At 67.6% G+C, this 14,131-nt stretch carries 13 protein-coding genes; 7 read left to right on the forward strand and 6 right to left on the reverse strand.

What is annotated here, in order from left to right; all coding sequences use genetic code 11:
• Positions 1–103 precede the first annotated feature (103 nt).
• The gene (locus NM1_RS21765) at positions 104–676 is read left to right on the forward strand and encodes a DUF4282 domain-containing protein (RefSeq protein ID WP_068022699.1); all 573 of its coding nucleotides are present in this window, start codon (positions 104–106) and stop codon (positions 674–676) included.
• A gap of 189 nt (positions 677–865) precedes the next feature.
• Positions 866–1,741: a helix-turn-helix domain-containing protein gene (locus NM1_RS21770; protein ID WP_068022701.1), complete on the forward strand. Its 876-nt coding sequence runs from the start codon at positions 866–868 to the stop codon at positions 1,739–1,741.
• Between the two features lie 59 nt (positions 1,742–1,800).
• On the opposite strand, the gene NM1_RS21775 is transcribed toward NM1_RS21770, so the two are convergent.
• The gene (locus tag NM1_RS21775) at positions 1,801–2,217 is read right to left on the reverse strand and encodes a MarR family winged helix-turn-helix transcriptional regulator (RefSeq protein WP_068022704.1); all 417 of its coding nucleotides are present in this window, start codon (positions 2,215–2,217) and stop codon (positions 1,801–1,803) included.
• Between the two features lie 86 nt (positions 2,218–2,303).
• On the opposite strand from NM1_RS21775, the gene NM1_RS21780 reads away from it, so the two are divergent.
• Positions 2,304–3,770: an MFS transporter gene (locus NM1_RS21780; protein WP_068022706.1), complete on the forward strand. Its 1,467-nt coding sequence runs from the start codon at positions 2,304–2,306 to the stop codon at positions 3,768–3,770.
• A 66-nt stretch (positions 3,771–3,836) separates the two neighbouring features.
• On the opposite strand, the gene NM1_RS21785 is transcribed toward NM1_RS21780, so the two are convergent.
• Positions 3,837–4,397 carry a dTDP-4-dehydrorhamnose 3,5-epimerase family protein gene (locus NM1_RS21785; protein WP_068022776.1) on the reverse strand — a complete coding sequence of 187 codons (561 nt, stop codon included), beginning with the start codon at positions 4,395–4,397 and terminating at the stop codon, positions 3,837–3,839.
• A gap of 5 nt (positions 4,398–4,402) precedes the next feature.
• Positions 4,403–5,296, reverse strand: coding sequence for a glucose-1-phosphate thymidylyltransferase RfbA (rfbA, locus tag NM1_RS21790; RefSeq protein ID WP_068022708.1), 894 nt, complete (start codon positions 5,294–5,296; stop codon positions 4,403–4,405).
• Between the two features lie 228 nt (positions 5,297–5,524).
• Here rfbA and NM1_RS44080 point away from each other — a divergent pair, with 228 nt between their 5' ends.
• The gene (locus NM1_RS44080; protein WP_246011481.1) at positions 5,525–6,685 is read left to right on the forward strand and encodes an alpha/beta hydrolase; all 1,161 of its coding nucleotides are present in this window, start codon (positions 5,525–5,527) and stop codon (positions 6,683–6,685) included.
• Between the two features lie 114 nt (positions 6,686–6,799).
• On the opposite strand, the gene NM1_RS21800 is transcribed toward NM1_RS44080, so the two are convergent.
• The gene (locus NM1_RS21800; RefSeq protein ID WP_068022714.1) at positions 6,800–7,495 is read right to left on the reverse strand and encodes a DUF8020 domain-containing protein; all 696 of its coding nucleotides are present in this window, start codon (positions 7,493–7,495) and stop codon (positions 6,800–6,802) included.
• 410 nt (positions 7,496–7,905) lie between these two features.
• Between NM1_RS21800 and rfbB the strand changes: the two genes are divergently transcribed.
• On the forward strand, positions 7,906–8,907 hold the full coding sequence (rfbB, locus tag NM1_RS21805) for a dTDP-glucose 4,6-dehydratase (RefSeq protein WP_068022778.1): 1,002 nt from the start codon (positions 7,906–7,908) through the stop codon (positions 8,905–8,907).
• Between the two features lie 4 nt (positions 8,908–8,911).
• On the opposite strand, the gene NM1_RS21810 is transcribed toward rfbB, so the two are convergent.
• Both NM1_RS21810 and NM1_RS21815 read right to left on the reverse strand, forming a co-directional pair.
• The gene (locus NM1_RS21810; protein ID WP_068022718.1) at positions 8,912–10,468 is read right to left on the reverse strand and encodes a DUF2142 domain-containing protein; all 1,557 of its coding nucleotides are present in this window, start codon (positions 10,466–10,468) and stop codon (positions 8,912–8,914) included.
• Positions 10,465–11,433 (reverse strand): glycosyltransferase, encoded by a 969-nt coding sequence (locus NM1_RS21815; RefSeq protein ID WP_068022721.1) that lies wholly within the window; start codon positions 11,431–11,433, stop codon positions 10,465–10,467. The genes NM1_RS21810 and NM1_RS21815 overlap by 4 nt, the downstream gene beginning before the upstream one ends.
• Before the next feature lie 145 nt (positions 11,434–11,578).
• On the opposite strand from NM1_RS21815, the gene NM1_RS21820 reads away from it, so the two are divergent.
• Both NM1_RS21820 and NM1_RS21825 read left to right on the forward strand, forming a co-directional pair.
• A complete protein-coding gene (locus NM1_RS21820) occupies positions 11,579–12,088 on the forward strand; it encodes a GtrA family protein (RefSeq protein ID WP_246011482.1) in 510 nt (169 codons plus the stop codon).
• Positions 12,089–12,196: 108 nt separating this feature from the next.
• On the forward strand, positions 12,197–14,125 hold the full coding sequence (locus NM1_RS21825) for a glycosyltransferase (RefSeq protein WP_068022723.1): 1,929 nt from the start codon (positions 12,197–12,199) through the stop codon (positions 14,123–14,125).
• Positions 14,126–14,131: the final 6 nt, after the last annotated feature.

Consider the following 14,131-nt stretch of genomic DNA (forward strand, 5'->3'; position numbering starts at 1 on the left):
GTATCGCCACCTGTGTATCGAATACGTTGGGGCTGAAAATTTCCCAACAGAACTCTTGTGATCCACCGTTGCCCGCGGCCGCCCCGCGGGAGAGGATCGGCCCATGACTGACGAGCCGGTCGGGCCGGTGGGTCCCGGGGCGGACGATTACGAGGCCGAACCTCGCTTCATCGCCTGGAAGGAGTCCACGAGCAGGCGATTGTCGCGACACGTCGGCGAGACGCCGGACGAAGAGGAGCGCGCCGAGCCGTTCCGCAGCCCCGGCGCCTTCGGCGCGTGGAGCCTGGCCGCGCTGCGCGGACTGGCCGACGTGCAGTTCCGACGCCCCGCGACGCGCACCCTGCTCCCGCTCGCGTACATGCTCGGCCTGGTCTTCGCCGCACTGGTCCCGATCGTGCTGACCGTTGCGGTGTGGCACATTTCGATGCTGCTGGGGCTGGTGTTCGCAGTGGTGCTGGCGGTGCCGCTGGGACTGACGATCGCGGCATCGGTGCGGTTGGCGCTGGAGTTCCTGGTGAACGCATCGCGGCTGGCCAACCGGGTCGAGCACATCAACGATCTGGCCGACGACCTGTTCCGGGCGCTGTCGGATGTGGCCGAACCGGTCAACCAACTCTCCGAAGACGTTCGGGCCGTGCAGTTCTGGCGGTTTCGCAAGCGCGCGTCACGCCGGTAGCACCGCGGACAACCCCTGAGGGCGTTGGCCGGTACCCCGTTGTGAGTTTGTCGGTATCCGGGGATCGTTCGGTTGTGGAACAATCCGATTCCGTGTCCGATTTCGATCCGGGCACGGCGTGAGGTTTATGCCGTTCGGTGGGCTGTGATGAGCGAGTACGATCGGCGCACGGGACGGAGGGGGAGCAGTATGGCTTTACCGCACGGGATCACCGGTTCGACGATGCCGCGGCGGCAGTTGGGGCGGCAGCTTCGCGATCTGCGCAATCGCGCCCGCATGACCACGCGGGTGGCGGCGCAGCGGCTGGAGTGGTCGGAGGCCAAGATCTGGCGCATCGAGACGGGGCAGACCTCGCTGCGCAGCCTCGATGTCGAGGCGATGTGCAAGATCTACGGCGCGCCGACCGAGGTCGTCGAGCCGCTGACGGCCCTGGCGCGCGAGACCAAGGCGCGCGGCTGGTGGGCCGAATACAGTGACGTGATCGCCGAGGGGTTCGACGTGTACATCGGTCTCGAGGAGGCCGCCGACCGGCTGTCGACCTATGAGAACGAGCTGGTCCCCGGCCTACTGCAGACCGAGGACTACACCCGCGCGGTACTGGCCGCGTCGCGGCCCGGCATGGCCGCGGCGGAGCTGGATCGGCGGGTGGCGCTGCGGGCGGCCCGGCAGAGCGTGCTCACCCGCACCGATTCGCCGGTGCGACTGGAGGCCGTGGTGACCGAAACGCTGCTGCGACACCGGATCGGCGGGCCCGAGGTGCACGCCGCGCAGCTCGACCACCTGCGCCGCGCGAGCGAGCTGCCCAATGTCGAAATCCGCGTGGTTCCCACCGAATGCGGTTACCACGACGGCATGGAATCCGGCCGGTTCGTACTACTCGAATTCCGCAATGCCACAGACGGACTCACCGAGCCGCCGGTGGCATATGTCGAAACCTTCACCGGCTCGGCCTATTTCGACAAGAAGCACGAAATCGACCGCTACCGATCGGCTTTCGCGAGCGTCAAGGCGGTATCGGTGGAGGCCCGGGGCGCGATAGACGAGGCTCTGGCCGCGCTGCAGTAGCCATCCTCATTTCCCGGCATGCCGAACGCCTCTTATTTCCGGCGTGCTTTCGGCCGGGATCAGTGCAGCGTGCGGGAGAGTACGTCGCGGTGGGTGGGTGCCGCGTCGGCGTGCACGGCACGGCCCTTGTCGGTGAGGCAGACGAAGATCGCGCGGCGGTCGTCGGTGCACATGCTGCGGCTCACCAGGCCGTCGCGCTCGAGCCGGGCCACGGCCCGCGACAGCGCGCTCTGGCTCAGGTAGATATCGCCCGCGAGATCGCTCATGCGGTAGGTCTCGCACTTGGCGTCGACGAGCCGGTCCAGGGTTTCGAACTCGCTCAGCCCGATCTGATGCTGGGCCTGTAGCTCCTTCTCCAGCGCACAGGACACGTTGGCGTGCTGATTCAGCAGATCGCGCCACTGGCTCACCAGTCCGGCCGGGGCCACCTGATCGAGGACGGCGGGCCGGTCGACGGACGCTGTCGACTTGGACATGAGCACATCCTAGTGCCCGGAGCCCGACCATGCAAGCGCATCTAATGTTTGGACAACTAATGCGTGTGCATGTACTGTCTCGTTCCATGACTTCCACGGCAACACTCTCGGCCGCCCCCGCGGCCGCTACCACCACCCGGTGGACCCCACGGATGTGGGGCATGTTGATCACGCTGTGCATCGTGCTCTTCCTCGACGGCCTCGACGTTTCGATGATCGGCGTCGCGCTGCCGTCCATCGGCACCGAACTGGGCCTCGACACCTCGACCCTGCAGTGGCTGGTCAGCGGTTACGTGCTCGGCTACGGCGGTCTGCTGCTGCTGGGCGGGCGCACCGCCGATCTGCTCGGGCGGCGCAAGGTCTTCCTGATCGCGCTGGCCGTCTTCGCGCTGGCCTCGCTGGCCGGCGGTCTGGCCAGCACCGCCGCCGTGCTGATCCTGACCCGTTTCATCAAGGGCCTGGCCGCGGCGTTCACCGCGCCCACCGGCCTGTCGATCATCACCACCAACTTCGCCGAGGGCCCGGCCCGCAACAAGGCGCTGTCCATCTACACCGTGTTCGGCGCGGGCGGCTATTCGATGGGCCTGCTGTTCGGCGGCCTGATGACCGGACTCGGCTGGCGCTGGACGTTCTTCCTGCCCGTGCCGATCGCCGTGGCCGCGCTGATCGCCGCCATCGTGCTGCTGCCGCGCGACAAGCCGGCACAGGAGGGCGGGCACGACCTGCTGGGCGCGCTGTTCTCGACCGCCGCCATGCTGCTGCTGGTCTACACCGTCGTCACCGCGCCCGAGGTGGGCTGGGCGTCGGCCCGCACGCTGGGCTCGTTCGCCGCCGTCGCGGCGCTGTTCGCGGCCTTCGTCGCGGTCGAGAAGCGGGTCGCGCACCCGCTGATCCGGCTCGGCATCCTGCGCAAGGTGACGCTGGTGCGGGCCAGCCTGGTCATCGTCGCCCTGGCCGGCTCCTACTTCAGCTGGCAGTTCATCGTGACCCTGTTCCTGCAGGACACCCTGGGCTGGTCGCCGCTGAAGCTGGCGATGGCGCTGCTGCCGGTGGGTCTGCTGGTCGCGCTGTCGTCGGTGTTCTCGGACAAGATCGTCGACCGGTTCGGCACCGGCCCGATCATCGCGTTCACCATGATCGTGATGAGCATCGGCTACCTGCTGTTCCTGCGGGTGGACACCTCGCCGTCCTACGTCGCGGTGATCCTGCCGGCGGTGCTGCTGATCGGCATCGGCTGGATCGGCTTCCCGGCCATCAACATCCAGGCCACCAACGGCATCCACGACGACGAGCAGGGCCTGGCGGCCGGTGTGCTGCAGACCTCGATGCAGGTCGGCGCGGCCATCGTGCTGGCGATCAACACCGCGATCATCTCCTCGCACGCCCCCGCGAACACCTCACCGGGCGCGATGCTCGACCTCTACCGGCCCGGCCTGATCTTCGCCGGCGTGGTCTGCATCGTCGGTGCGCTGGTGGCGCTGACCCACTTCCTGCCCAAGCGGTCGGCCGCACCGGTCACCGACGACGAGCGGGAACTGGAACTGGCCGCCTGATCACACCCGGCGGGGAGTCTGAAACCGCGGTGGGCGAACACGATTCGCCCACCGCGGTTTGACGTTTCAGATGGTGAGGTCTCGTAGTTTCGGTGCGGCAGCGTCTTTCGCGGAGCGGATGAAGGTCAGCGGCTGGCCGTCGCGTCCCTCCGTGGGCCATTCGATTCCCAGGTCCGGGTCGAAAGCGTCCAGGTCCCGGTCGAATTCGGGCGCGTACTCGAGCGAGCAGAGGTACGTCACCGTGGATTCGTCCTCCAGGGACAGCAGTGCGTGCCCGAGGCCCTCGGCCAGGAACACCGAGCGCCGGTGTACGTCGTCGATCACCACGGCGTCCCAGCTGCCGAATGTCGGTGAGCCCCGGCGCAAGTCCACCACGACATCCAGAAACGCGCCGCGCACACAGGTCACGTACTTGGCCTGCCCGGGCGGGTCCTCGGTGTAGTGGATGCCGCGCAGCACCCCCGCCGCCGAGGTGGAGGTGTTGACCTGCAGCAGATCGAACGGCCGGCCTACCGCCTTCTCGAATTCCGATGCCTTGAACGACTCGACGAACACGCCGCGCTCGTCGCCGCGCAGCGTGGGCGTGAACTCCCACGCACCCGGAACGGCAAGTTCCCGGATCTGCATGCCCGTCATTGCGGCAGCTCCGTCCCGTCGTAATCGCGCCCGTGCTGGAGCAGGTCGAGCAGGTATTTTCCGTATCCGGAGCGCACCAGCGGTTCGGCCAACCGGCACAGCTGCTCGTCGTCGATGAACCCCATCCGCCAGGCCACCTCCTCGGGCACCCCGATCTTCAGCCCCTGCCGCTCCTCGATGGTCCGCACGTAATTGGCGGCGTCGAGCAGCGAATCGAAGGTGCCGGTGTCCAGCCAGGCGGTGCCGCGCGCCAGCACGTCCACCGACAGCCGCCCCTGTTCCAGATAGGTGCGGTTGATATCGGTGATCTCGTATTCGCCGCGCGCCGAGGGCCGTAGCCCGCGGGCGATCTCGACCACGTCGTTGTCGTAGAAGTACAGCCCCGGAATCGCGTAGTTGGAGCGCGGCAGCTTCGGCTTCTCCTCGATGGAAACGGCCTTGCCGTCGACGAATTCGACGACGCCGTACGCGCTCGGATCCGACACCCGGTAGGCGAATACCGCGCCGCCGTCGAGGCCCTCGAAGCGCCGCAGCCGGGTGCCCAGCCCGGGACCGTGAAAGATGTTGTCGCCCAGCACCAGTGCCGCCGACTCGCCGCCGATGTGGTCGGCGCCCAGCACGAACGCGCGCGCCAGCCCGTCCGGCTCCGGTTGCACCACATAGTCGATCGACAACCCGAACCGGGAGCCGTCGCCCAGCAGCCGGGTGAACGCGTCCGCATCCTCCGGCGTGGTGATGACGAGGATGTCCCGTATGCCGGCGAGCATGAGCGTCGACAGCGGGTAGTACACCATCGGCTTGTCGTACACCGGAACCAACTGTTTGCTCACACCGCGCGTGATCGGGTGCAGCCGTGACCCGGTGCCACCGGCCAGGATGATTCCGCGCATGTCACAGCAGTCTGCCATTGCCGCCGGATCCGGGCTCGGCGAGGTTCCGAGTAGAGCGCGAAACGATCACGCCGGTTTACATGGACCACGGAACGGAGACAAATTGTTGCGTAGGTCACGTTCGCGTGGTGTTCTGAAATGACACCGTGTGAGATGTCAGCGCCGACAGCTCGCCGCCGGACTCCGGTCGTCGACGGCTCGGCGCGCCCGGAGCGAGGTAGGTGCGCCATGACGGAGATCCGAGTCCGCGAATCCCTGAGTGAGCCAGGCGTTGTCGTGAATCCGGACGGGGGCGGCCTGGCGTCGCGCGCCCTGCTGCTGGCCTGCCGCGGTGTGGTGCGGCCGCTGATCCGGCACTATCCGATCCATCCGGTGACCATGCCGCTCGCCAGCACGGTCGTCGACGGCCTGGCCCGGCTGCGTCCGCATCCCGCCGGAGTGGAGCGGGAAGGGGTGCAGCTCAACGGTTTTCGCATGGAGATCGTTCGGCCGGCCGGTGCCCGGCGGGCACTGCGCGACGGTGCGGTGATGTACATGCACGGCGGCGGCTTCTTCATCTGCGGCCTGGATTCGCACCGCCCGGTGGCGGCCGCGCTGGCTCGGCGCACCGGACTGCCGGTGCTGAACGTCGAATACCGCCAGCTGCCCAGCACGCCGATCGCCGGTTCGATCGACGACTGCCTCACCGCCTACCGCTGGCTGCTGCGGCACGGCGCCGATCCGGCGCGGGTCGTCTTCGCGGGGGACTCCGCGGGCGGGTTCCTCACCTTCGCTACCGCGTTGCGCGCCATCGCCTCCGGATTACCCGCACCCGCCGGACTGGTGGGACTGTCCCCGGCGCTGGATCTGGACTGCGAGGCCAAGCGCGACTACGTCAACATCGGCCGCGACGCCTACATCCCGCTGTCGGCGATGGAACAGATGGTGCGCTACGGGGCGAGCCCGGCGGCGCAGGACGGTTCGCATGGCACCGTGCACCGCATCGGGCAGCACGGGAACGGCCGGGGCGCGGAGATGCCGCAGCACCTGCGCACGCGTGGCGTCGGGCAGTGCGGGAACGGTCGAGACAAGGGCGGTGCGGCACCGCACACGGATGCTGGATACGGTGGCCTCGATCCGGCGCTGTCACCGGTGAACGGAGACCTGGCGGGCCTGCCCCCGGCGCTGCTGATCGTCGGCGAGGACGAATTGCTGCGCTACGACTGCGAACTCATGGCCCGGCGGCTCACCGCGGTCGGGGTGCCGAACTCGCTGGAGCTGTGGCGCGGGCAGGTGCACGCGTTCATGAGCATCGTGCCGGGGCTGCCGGAGAGCCGGGCCGCGCTCGGGCGGGTGGCCCGTTTCGTGCGGGCCCGGATCGAGTCCGAACGCGCGGCGCGCACGGCCTGAATGAAAAGCACCCCCGCACAGCGTCTGCTGGGCGGGGGTGCTTGCCGTCGTACGGCCTACCGGATCACCGGGGGCTGTCCGGATACCGAAACCTGTCGGGCTGCTGTAACGAAATTACTTGGCCGGAGGGGTGAACGGCTGGTTGATGGTGGCGAAGTACTGGATCGCGGCGCCGATCGCGACCGGAGCCGTGATGAAGATCTGGCCCGCGAGGGTACCGAGGAAGCCGACGGCGGCAGCACCGGCAATGCAGCCACCGAGCGGGCCGAGGCCGAACAGGGTCGCCAGCGCACCGGTCGCCACGAGGCCGAGGGCGGCGCCCGCGACGCAGCCCGCGGCCGCGCCGCCGATACCGCCGACCAGGGTGCCGATGGCGGCACCGGTGGAGATGGTGTCCTTCATGCGGGTGAAGGCGGCCACCTCACGGTCGTACGGGGTCTTCCAGGGGGCCTGCTCCTCGAACGGCAGGGCGACCGGCTTGTAGGTCGCGTGCGCCATGTCGAACTGCGGGGTCAGGGTGGCGGTGTTGCCCGAGATGTCGGCGGCGATCGGGAACTCGAAGTCGTCGACACGGAAGTTCAGCGGGGTACCGGCGACGGTCGCACCGTTGGCGGCCTTGATCTTGAAGACGCCGTCCTCGTTGACCAGGGAGCCGGCATCGGTCGAGATGACGGCGTTGGTCCCGGTATTGGTCGCCTTGTAGTTGACGACGCCTTCATCGGCGGCCGGAGCCGCGTTCACGGTACCGGCGGTCACGCCGAGCGCGGCGATCAGCAGGGCCGACGTCGCGGCGAATTTCCTCATCAGCATTTCTTGGAACCTCGGTAGAGAGTGTGGTTCGGGGGGACATGATGAATCGAAATGGAAGCCAGCTAACGAGCGGTGAACCTGCCGTGACCGTTCATTCAAATTCTGTTCACCATGGGGTCGTTGCGGGTCGTAGGTTTCCGGAAACATGCAGCGCCCTGGCCATTTTCGGGGCTGGTAGCAGACTTGACGGCGCCACGCTCGGCGGGCAAGTGTGTCGAAGGTCACACCCTGCTTAGTGGGTGGCTTAATAGAATCGTGATTTGCGTCGCTTTAGGGGTGGCACGGGCTCGGGAAATTACCGACTGCCCGGTTGGACCGTTTGGTACTAATTGTCATTTTGTTGCACAAATCTGCCGCCGCCGCGGTGTCCGTGAACCCGGATCCGGAGGCAGCCGATAGTGTTGACGATCGTGCGAATGCTCGTAACCGGGGGCGCCGGGTTCATCGGCGCCAACTTCGTCCACCAGACCCTCGCCGAGCGGCCCGACAGCCGGGTGGTGGTGCTGGACAAGCTCACCTACGCCGGCAACCGCTCCTCGCTGGAGCCGGTCGCCGACCGAATCGACTTCGTGCACGGCGATATTGCCGATCTGGAGTTGGTGGATCGACTCGTCGGCGGTGTCGACGCGGTGGTGCATTTCGCCGCCGAATCGCACAACGACAACTCGCTGGCGCAGCCGTGGCCGTTCGTGCAGACGAATATCGTCGGCACCTATTCGCTGTTGCAGGCGGTGCGCCGGCACGACGTGCGATATCACCACATCTCGACCGATGAGGTCTACGGGGATCTCGCCGTCGACGACCCCGCTTTCAGCGAATCCACCCCCTATAACCCGTCCAGCCCGTATTCGGCCTCCAAGGCGTCCAGCGACATGCTGGTCCGTGCCTGGGTGCGCTCGTTCGGGGTGCGCGCGACGATCTCCAACTGCAGCAACAATTACGGCCCGTATCAGCATGTGGAGAAGTTCATCCCGCGCCAAATCACCAATCTGATCGATGGCGTGCGCCCGCGGCTCTACGGCGCCGGGCATCAGGTGCGCGATTGGATCCACGTGGACGACCACAATCGCGCGGTGCAGGCGATTCTCGACCGTGGCCGGATCGGGCAGACCTATCTGATCGGCGCGGACGGCGAGCTCGACAACAAGGCCGTGGTGCGGTTGATCCTTGCCGAATTCGGCCGGGATTCCGACGATTTCGACCACGTCACCGACCGGCCGGGCCACGATCAGCGCTACGCCATCGACGCCACCCTGCTCCGCACCGAACTGGGCTGGGCGCCGCGGTATTCCGATTTCCGCTCCGGGCTGGCGGCGACGATTCGCTGGTACCGCGACAACGAGAACTGGTGGCGCCCGCAGAAGGAAGTCACCGAGCAGGCGTATGCGGCCGCAGGGGAAAAGGTCCTCTGACGGGCTAGCCCCAGACCAGGAAGTGGTACTTCGCGACCGCGGCGGCGAGTGAGACCACCGTGGCGACCACGATCGTGATCGCGGGACCACGCGACGGCGTGACTCCGCGACTGTTCGTCAGCCGAAGCGGCATCCACCGCAGCAGGACCGCGAATGCCGCGATCGCCAGGGGCACGAAATAGCGGCCCTGCACGCCGTCGATCAGGTAGTAGTCGACCGGCGAGAACGACATGTACAGCGTCACGTAGATCATCGCGACGCTGGCCAGCACCGTGAGCGCGACGACCCAGGTGCGCAGCCGGTCCGCGGTCAACCGTTCGGCGATGCCCAGGCCGACCGCGAATGCGAGCAGGCAGGCCAGAATCGACACTGCGGGGACATCGATATACGCGAAACCGAGTTCCCCGAAGAACTGTGTGAACCAGCGCTGATCGCGGAACCAGATGCTCTCGACGAAAGTGGTCAGGAAATCCGTGGGATGCCCCAGAATTTCGCTCAGCTGATCACCGGGACGCACCGAATGCCATTGCGCGGGAGGGCGCATCAGACCCATGCCGTCGGTGGTGGGGCCGGCGATCTTCATCCACACCGCAAACGCTCCGGCGCCGATGGCCGCGCAGCACCACGGAATCCAGCGTCGCCAGCCGGAGAATCCGTACTGCCGGGCCGGAATCAGCACCGTCAGCGTGGCCAGCAGCACGTAGGTCGGCTTGCACAGCGGCAGCGCGACCGTCGCGGCGAGCGTCACCGCAATCTCGGTGCGAGACAGCCGTTCACCGAGGAACAGGCCCTTCACCAGCAGGCAGGACACGAGCACCGCCAGCGCGTTGGTGAGGGTGTCGGCGGTGACCGTCCCGGCCTGGAACAGCGCGATCGGCAGCACCGCGACGGCGAAGGCCAGCCACTGCAGCCGGAACTTGCGCAGCACCCACAGCGCGAACCCGACGACGGCCAGGTAGGCGACCAGCCCCGCCAGGCGGGTCACCAGCATCATGCCGCCCACGTCGAGCTCGAGGGCCTCCGCGAGCCGGATGCCCACGGCCGCGGGCACATACGGGACCGGGGAGTAGGCGGCGGTGTTGGTGAACCAGACCGGTTTGGTGGCGTCGGTGGTGACCGGCGCCGACTCCAGCAGCCGGTAGGAGATGCCGTCGGCCGCCATCGGATCGGGCTCGCCGGGGTTGTTGTTGTAGTCGGTGAACGCGTAACCCATCAGGCCGTCGATGCTCAGCGGGATGTCCCCGCCGTAGGCCACGCCGCGATCGTCGTGGATCTGCTGCGGCAGGAATCCGCCGTGTGCGACCTGGTAGGCCCGTCCGAACTGGGTGATCTCGTCGTGTCCCCAGAACGGCGGCGTGACCACGGCCCAGACGGCCCCGAAGACCCCGGCGATCACGAGAAAGGCCGCCGTGGCCGCGCCCAGCCTGCGCTGCACCCAGCTCATGGCCCGGCGCAGCGGATCGACTCTGGGGGGCGTCTCCGTCGACGCGTCGGTCTCCGGCTCGTGCCCGTTCTCGGAGTGCCCCGTGCTGGTGGTCTCCGGTCGGGCCTGGGTTGTCATCGGCGGGCCTCGCCGACCCGGTCCTCGTTCTCCGCGCCCACCGCGGAATACCGCAGGTACATCAGGCGCGCGGCCTCGTGCCGGGAGCGGCGGATGCCGTCCAGGATCAGGCCCGCGGTCCAGGCCAGGCTGCCCAGTAGCAGCAGCGTGAATCCGAGGAACAGCGTCGGGAAGCGCGGCACCTCGTGGGTCTCGTAGAACTCGATGACGATCGGGGTGATCAGGATGATCGACACCAGCCAGGCCAGGGTGCCGAACAGGCCGTAGAACGCCACCGGGCGCTCGTGCCGGGCCAGTCCGGCGATCAGGTTCAGGATCTTGAAGCCGTCGTGATAGGTGCGCAGCTTGCTCTCGCTGCCCGCGGGGCGATCGCGGAAGCCGACGCGCACCTGGGTCTGCGGCACCCGCAGGTGCAGCGAATGCACGGTCAGTTCCGTCTCGATCTCGAATTCGCGCGAGACCGCGGGGAAGCTCTTCACGAACCGGCGGGAGAACACCCGGTAACCGGAGAGCATGTCCTCGACGTTCTCGCCGAACACCTTGCCGACCACGCCGTTGAGCACCTTGTTGCCGGTCTCGTGACCGGTCCGGTAGGCATTCTCGCCCTCGTTCTGCTTGCGCACGCCGAGCACGTGATCGTAGGGGCCCTCGAGCAGCGTCTTGATCATCACCGGCGCCGCGAAGGCGTCGTAGGTGTCGTCGCCGTCGATCATCACGTAGACGTCGGCCTCGATATCGGCGAAGGCGCGGCGCACCACATTGCCCTTGCCCTTGGTGTGCTCGGTGCGCACGATCGCGCCCGCCGCCCGCGCGCAATCGGCGGTGTCATCCGTGCTCAGGTTGTCGTAGACGTAGACGACAATGCCCGGCACGGCGGCCTTCAGGTCGCCGACGACCTTGGCGACCGCGGCCTCCTCGTTGTGGCAGGGCACCACTGCGGCGATGCGAAGCTCGGTGGAATCCACCCCGTCAGTCCTCAGTTTGCTCGGACGGTGAAATACGGAACACCGGGAGGGTACAGGGGTCTCACCCGCACTCGCCCGCTAACCCTCACTGTGTCACATACCCGGGCGGGGGCGGGGTACCCGCGCCCTGCGGTACCGTCGCCTGGTGTCCACCAGTGAAACCGTGACCGAGCAGGCGGATCGGAACGGCGTACCGCTGCTGGCGAGGGTGGTGGCCGCGCTGCGGCAGGGCGGGGCGTTCCTGGTGGTCGGCGCGATCGGCTTCCTCGTCGACGCCGGCACCTACAACCTGCTCGTCTTCTGGGGCGGCGAGGGCGTCATGTACCACGCGCCGCTGCCCGCCAAGATCATCGCGATCGTGGTCGCGACCGTGGTCACCTACTTCGGCAACAAATGGTGGACGTTCGCGCACAAGCAGGGTGGCAGCCCGGCCCGCGAATACGTGCTCTACGCGCTGTTCAACGTGATCGCGATCGGCCTGCAATTGGGCTGCCTCGGATTCTCCCGGTATGTCCTGGACATGTCCTCGCCGCTGGCGGACAACATCTCCGGCACGCTGATCGGTCAGATCGTGGCCGTCGTGTTCCGGTACTGGGCATACGACAAGTTCGTGTTCACCGGGGAGAAGGCGGCCCGATCCGCCGCCGACTCGTGAGATGGAGATAATGGGGCCGTTCGCCGGAATGCGAGCGCGCGGACATACCTCGGCGATTTCGCGGCGCCGTCGAAGCACACAGACACAAAAACACAAAGGGACCGCCTTATGGATCAGTCGGCTGGGCAGGCCGTGACCGCAACCGAGAACGACCGGCTTATCGCCGATTCCGCTCCCGCCGCCTTGCGGGTCGACCACCAGGCTCCGGATCGGCTGCTCCTACAGCGAGGCGTCTTCGCCGGTCCCGCACCGAAGATCAGCGCCGAGATGTACGCGGTGGTCAAGGGCAAGGCGAGCCGCGAGCGGATGGCGCTGCGGCTGGAGAAGGGCGCGACCGCGCACACCAACACCTATTTCGGCCGGTTCGCGGCCAGCTACTGGCAGCGCTGGACCACGGTGACGGAGGTCGAGGTCGCGATGACCCTCGAGGTCGCCGATCGGGCGCGAATTCGCCTGGCCGCCTCGGATATCGCCGGGCATCGCCGGATCATCGATACCGCCGATGTGCGCGCGGACGCCGGGGTGAACGGCCAGGGGAACCGGGTGGTGCTGCGCGCACCGCTGGATCAGTATGTCGACGGCGGGGCGCTGTGGCTCGAATTCGACGCCGTCGGAGGCGAAGTCGCGATCAGCGAGCTGGAGTGGAGCACCGCGGCGCCGGAGCGGGTCCGGCCCGTCGCGATCGCGATCTGCACGTTCAACCGCGCCGAGGACTGCGCGCAGACGGTGTCGGCGCTCGCCTCGGATCCGACCGTGCTGGCCGCCATCGACGCGGTGTACGTGGTGGATCAGGGCACCGATCTGGTCGAGGACCGGCCGCTGTATCAGCAGACGCTGCCGAAGTTCGGGGACAAGCTGCGCTACCTGCGGCAGCCGAATCTCGGTGGGGCGGGCGGCTTTACGCGCGGGCTGTACGAGGTCTCGGCGGCCAACGAGCACGCCGACGTGATCCTGATGGACGACGACATCCTCTGCGAACCGGAAACGGTGTTGCGGCTCAACGCCTTCGCGAATATGACGGTGGAGCCCACACTGGTGGGCGCGCAGATGTTGTTCCTGCTCAACCCCGACTTTCTCAATGTCGGCGCGGAAGAGACGAAGCTCGGGATTCTGCGGCACGGCCAGAAGGTGTCGAAGGCGCTGCGCAACACCAGCATGCTCAAGCGCAATCAGGAGCGGCGCGTCGATGCCGGGTACAACGCCTGGTGGACCTGCCTGATCCCCGCCGAGGTGGTCGCGCGCATCGGGCTGCCGATCCCGATCTTCTTCCAGTGGGACGACGTCGAATACGGGCTGCGCGCCCGCGAGAACGGCTTCGTCACCGTCACGCTGCCGAATGCGGCGGTCTGGCACGCCGACTTCTACTGGAAGGATTTCGACGACTGGGCGCGCTACTTCTCCTCGCGCAACTCGCTCATCGTCTCCTCGCTGCACACCGATCTCGACCCGAAGGCCGTGACCCGCAGGCTGTTCCGGGAGATCAGCGAGTACCTGGTGGGCATGCAGTACGGGCTGGCGCACACCACACTGCAGGGCATCGAGGACTTCCTGAAGGGCCCGCGGGCATTGGCCGACGGCGGCCAGGCCGCCCTGGCGACGGCACGCACCAGCCGCGGCGAGTACGGCGAGACGGTGAAGCATCCGGCCGCCACCGCGCCGATCCGCAACGCCGATATCGAGGTGCGCCGCGCGGGCGGCGAGCCGAGCCGCCCGGTGCTGGTGCTGATCAAGCGGGCCATCCAGCAGTGGACCGGCCGCATTCAGCCCGGCCTGAAGTCGGTCACCCGCGAGGACGCGCACTGGTGGCACATCGGGCTGTTCGACCACGTGATGGTGACCGACGCCTCCCAGTCCGGCGTGCGAATCCGCAAGCGGGACAAGGCCAAGGCCCGCGCCCTGCTGCTGCGCGCCCTGCGCGTACTGCGCCGCCTCCGCCGCGAACTCCCGACCCTGTCGCGACAGTACCGCACCGCCATGCCAGAACTCACCAGCCGCGAGAACTGGGAACGCCTCTACGGCATCTCGGGTAGGGACTGAAGCCCG

This window comes from Nocardia mexicana NBRC 108244, assembly GCF_001613165.1.
GTDB lineage: Bacteria > Actinomycetota > Actinomycetes > Mycobacteriales > Mycobacteriaceae > Nocardia > Nocardia mexicana.

What these genes read in the sequence shown, in the direction of transcription:
- NM1_RS21800 (WP_068022714.1), bottom strand. Translation starts at nt 7,495, where the DNA reads ATGCTGATGAGGAAATTCGCCGCGACGTCGGCCCTGCTGATCGCCGCG.
- rfbA (WP_068022708.1), bottom strand. Translation starts at nt 5,296, where the DNA reads ATGCGCGGAATCATCCTGGCCGGTGGCACCGGGTCACGGCTGCACCCG.
- NM1_RS21825 (WP_068022723.1), top strand. Translation starts at nt 12,197, where the DNA reads ATGGATCAGTCGGCTGGGCAGGCCGTGACCGCAACCGAGAACGACCGG.
- NM1_RS21775 (WP_068022704.1), bottom strand. Translation starts at nt 2,217, where the DNA reads ATGTCCAAGTCGACAGCGTCCGTCGACCGGCCCGCCGTCCTCGATCAG.
- NM1_RS21770 (WP_068022701.1), top strand. Translation starts at nt 866, where the DNA reads ATGGCTTTACCGCACGGGATCACCGGTTCGACGATGCCGCGGCGGCAG.
- NM1_RS21765 (WP_068022699.1), top strand. Translation starts at nt 104, where the DNA reads ATGACTGACGAGCCGGTCGGGCCGGTGGGTCCCGGGGCGGACGATTAC.
- NM1_RS44080 (WP_246011481.1), top strand. Translation starts at nt 5,525, where the DNA reads ATGACGGAGATCCGAGTCCGCGAATCCCTGAGTGAGCCAGGCGTTGTC.
- NM1_RS21785 (WP_068022776.1), bottom strand. Translation starts at nt 4,397, where the DNA reads ATGCAGATCCGGGAACTTGCCGTTCCGGGTGCGTGGGAGTTCACGCCC.
- NM1_RS21780 (WP_068022706.1), top strand. Translation starts at nt 2,304, where the DNA reads ATGACTTCCACGGCAACACTCTCGGCCGCCCCCGCGGCCGCTACCACC.
- NM1_RS21810 (WP_068022718.1), bottom strand. Translation starts at nt 10,468, where the DNA reads ATGACAACCCAGGCCCGACCGGAGACCACCAGCACGGGGCACTCCGAG.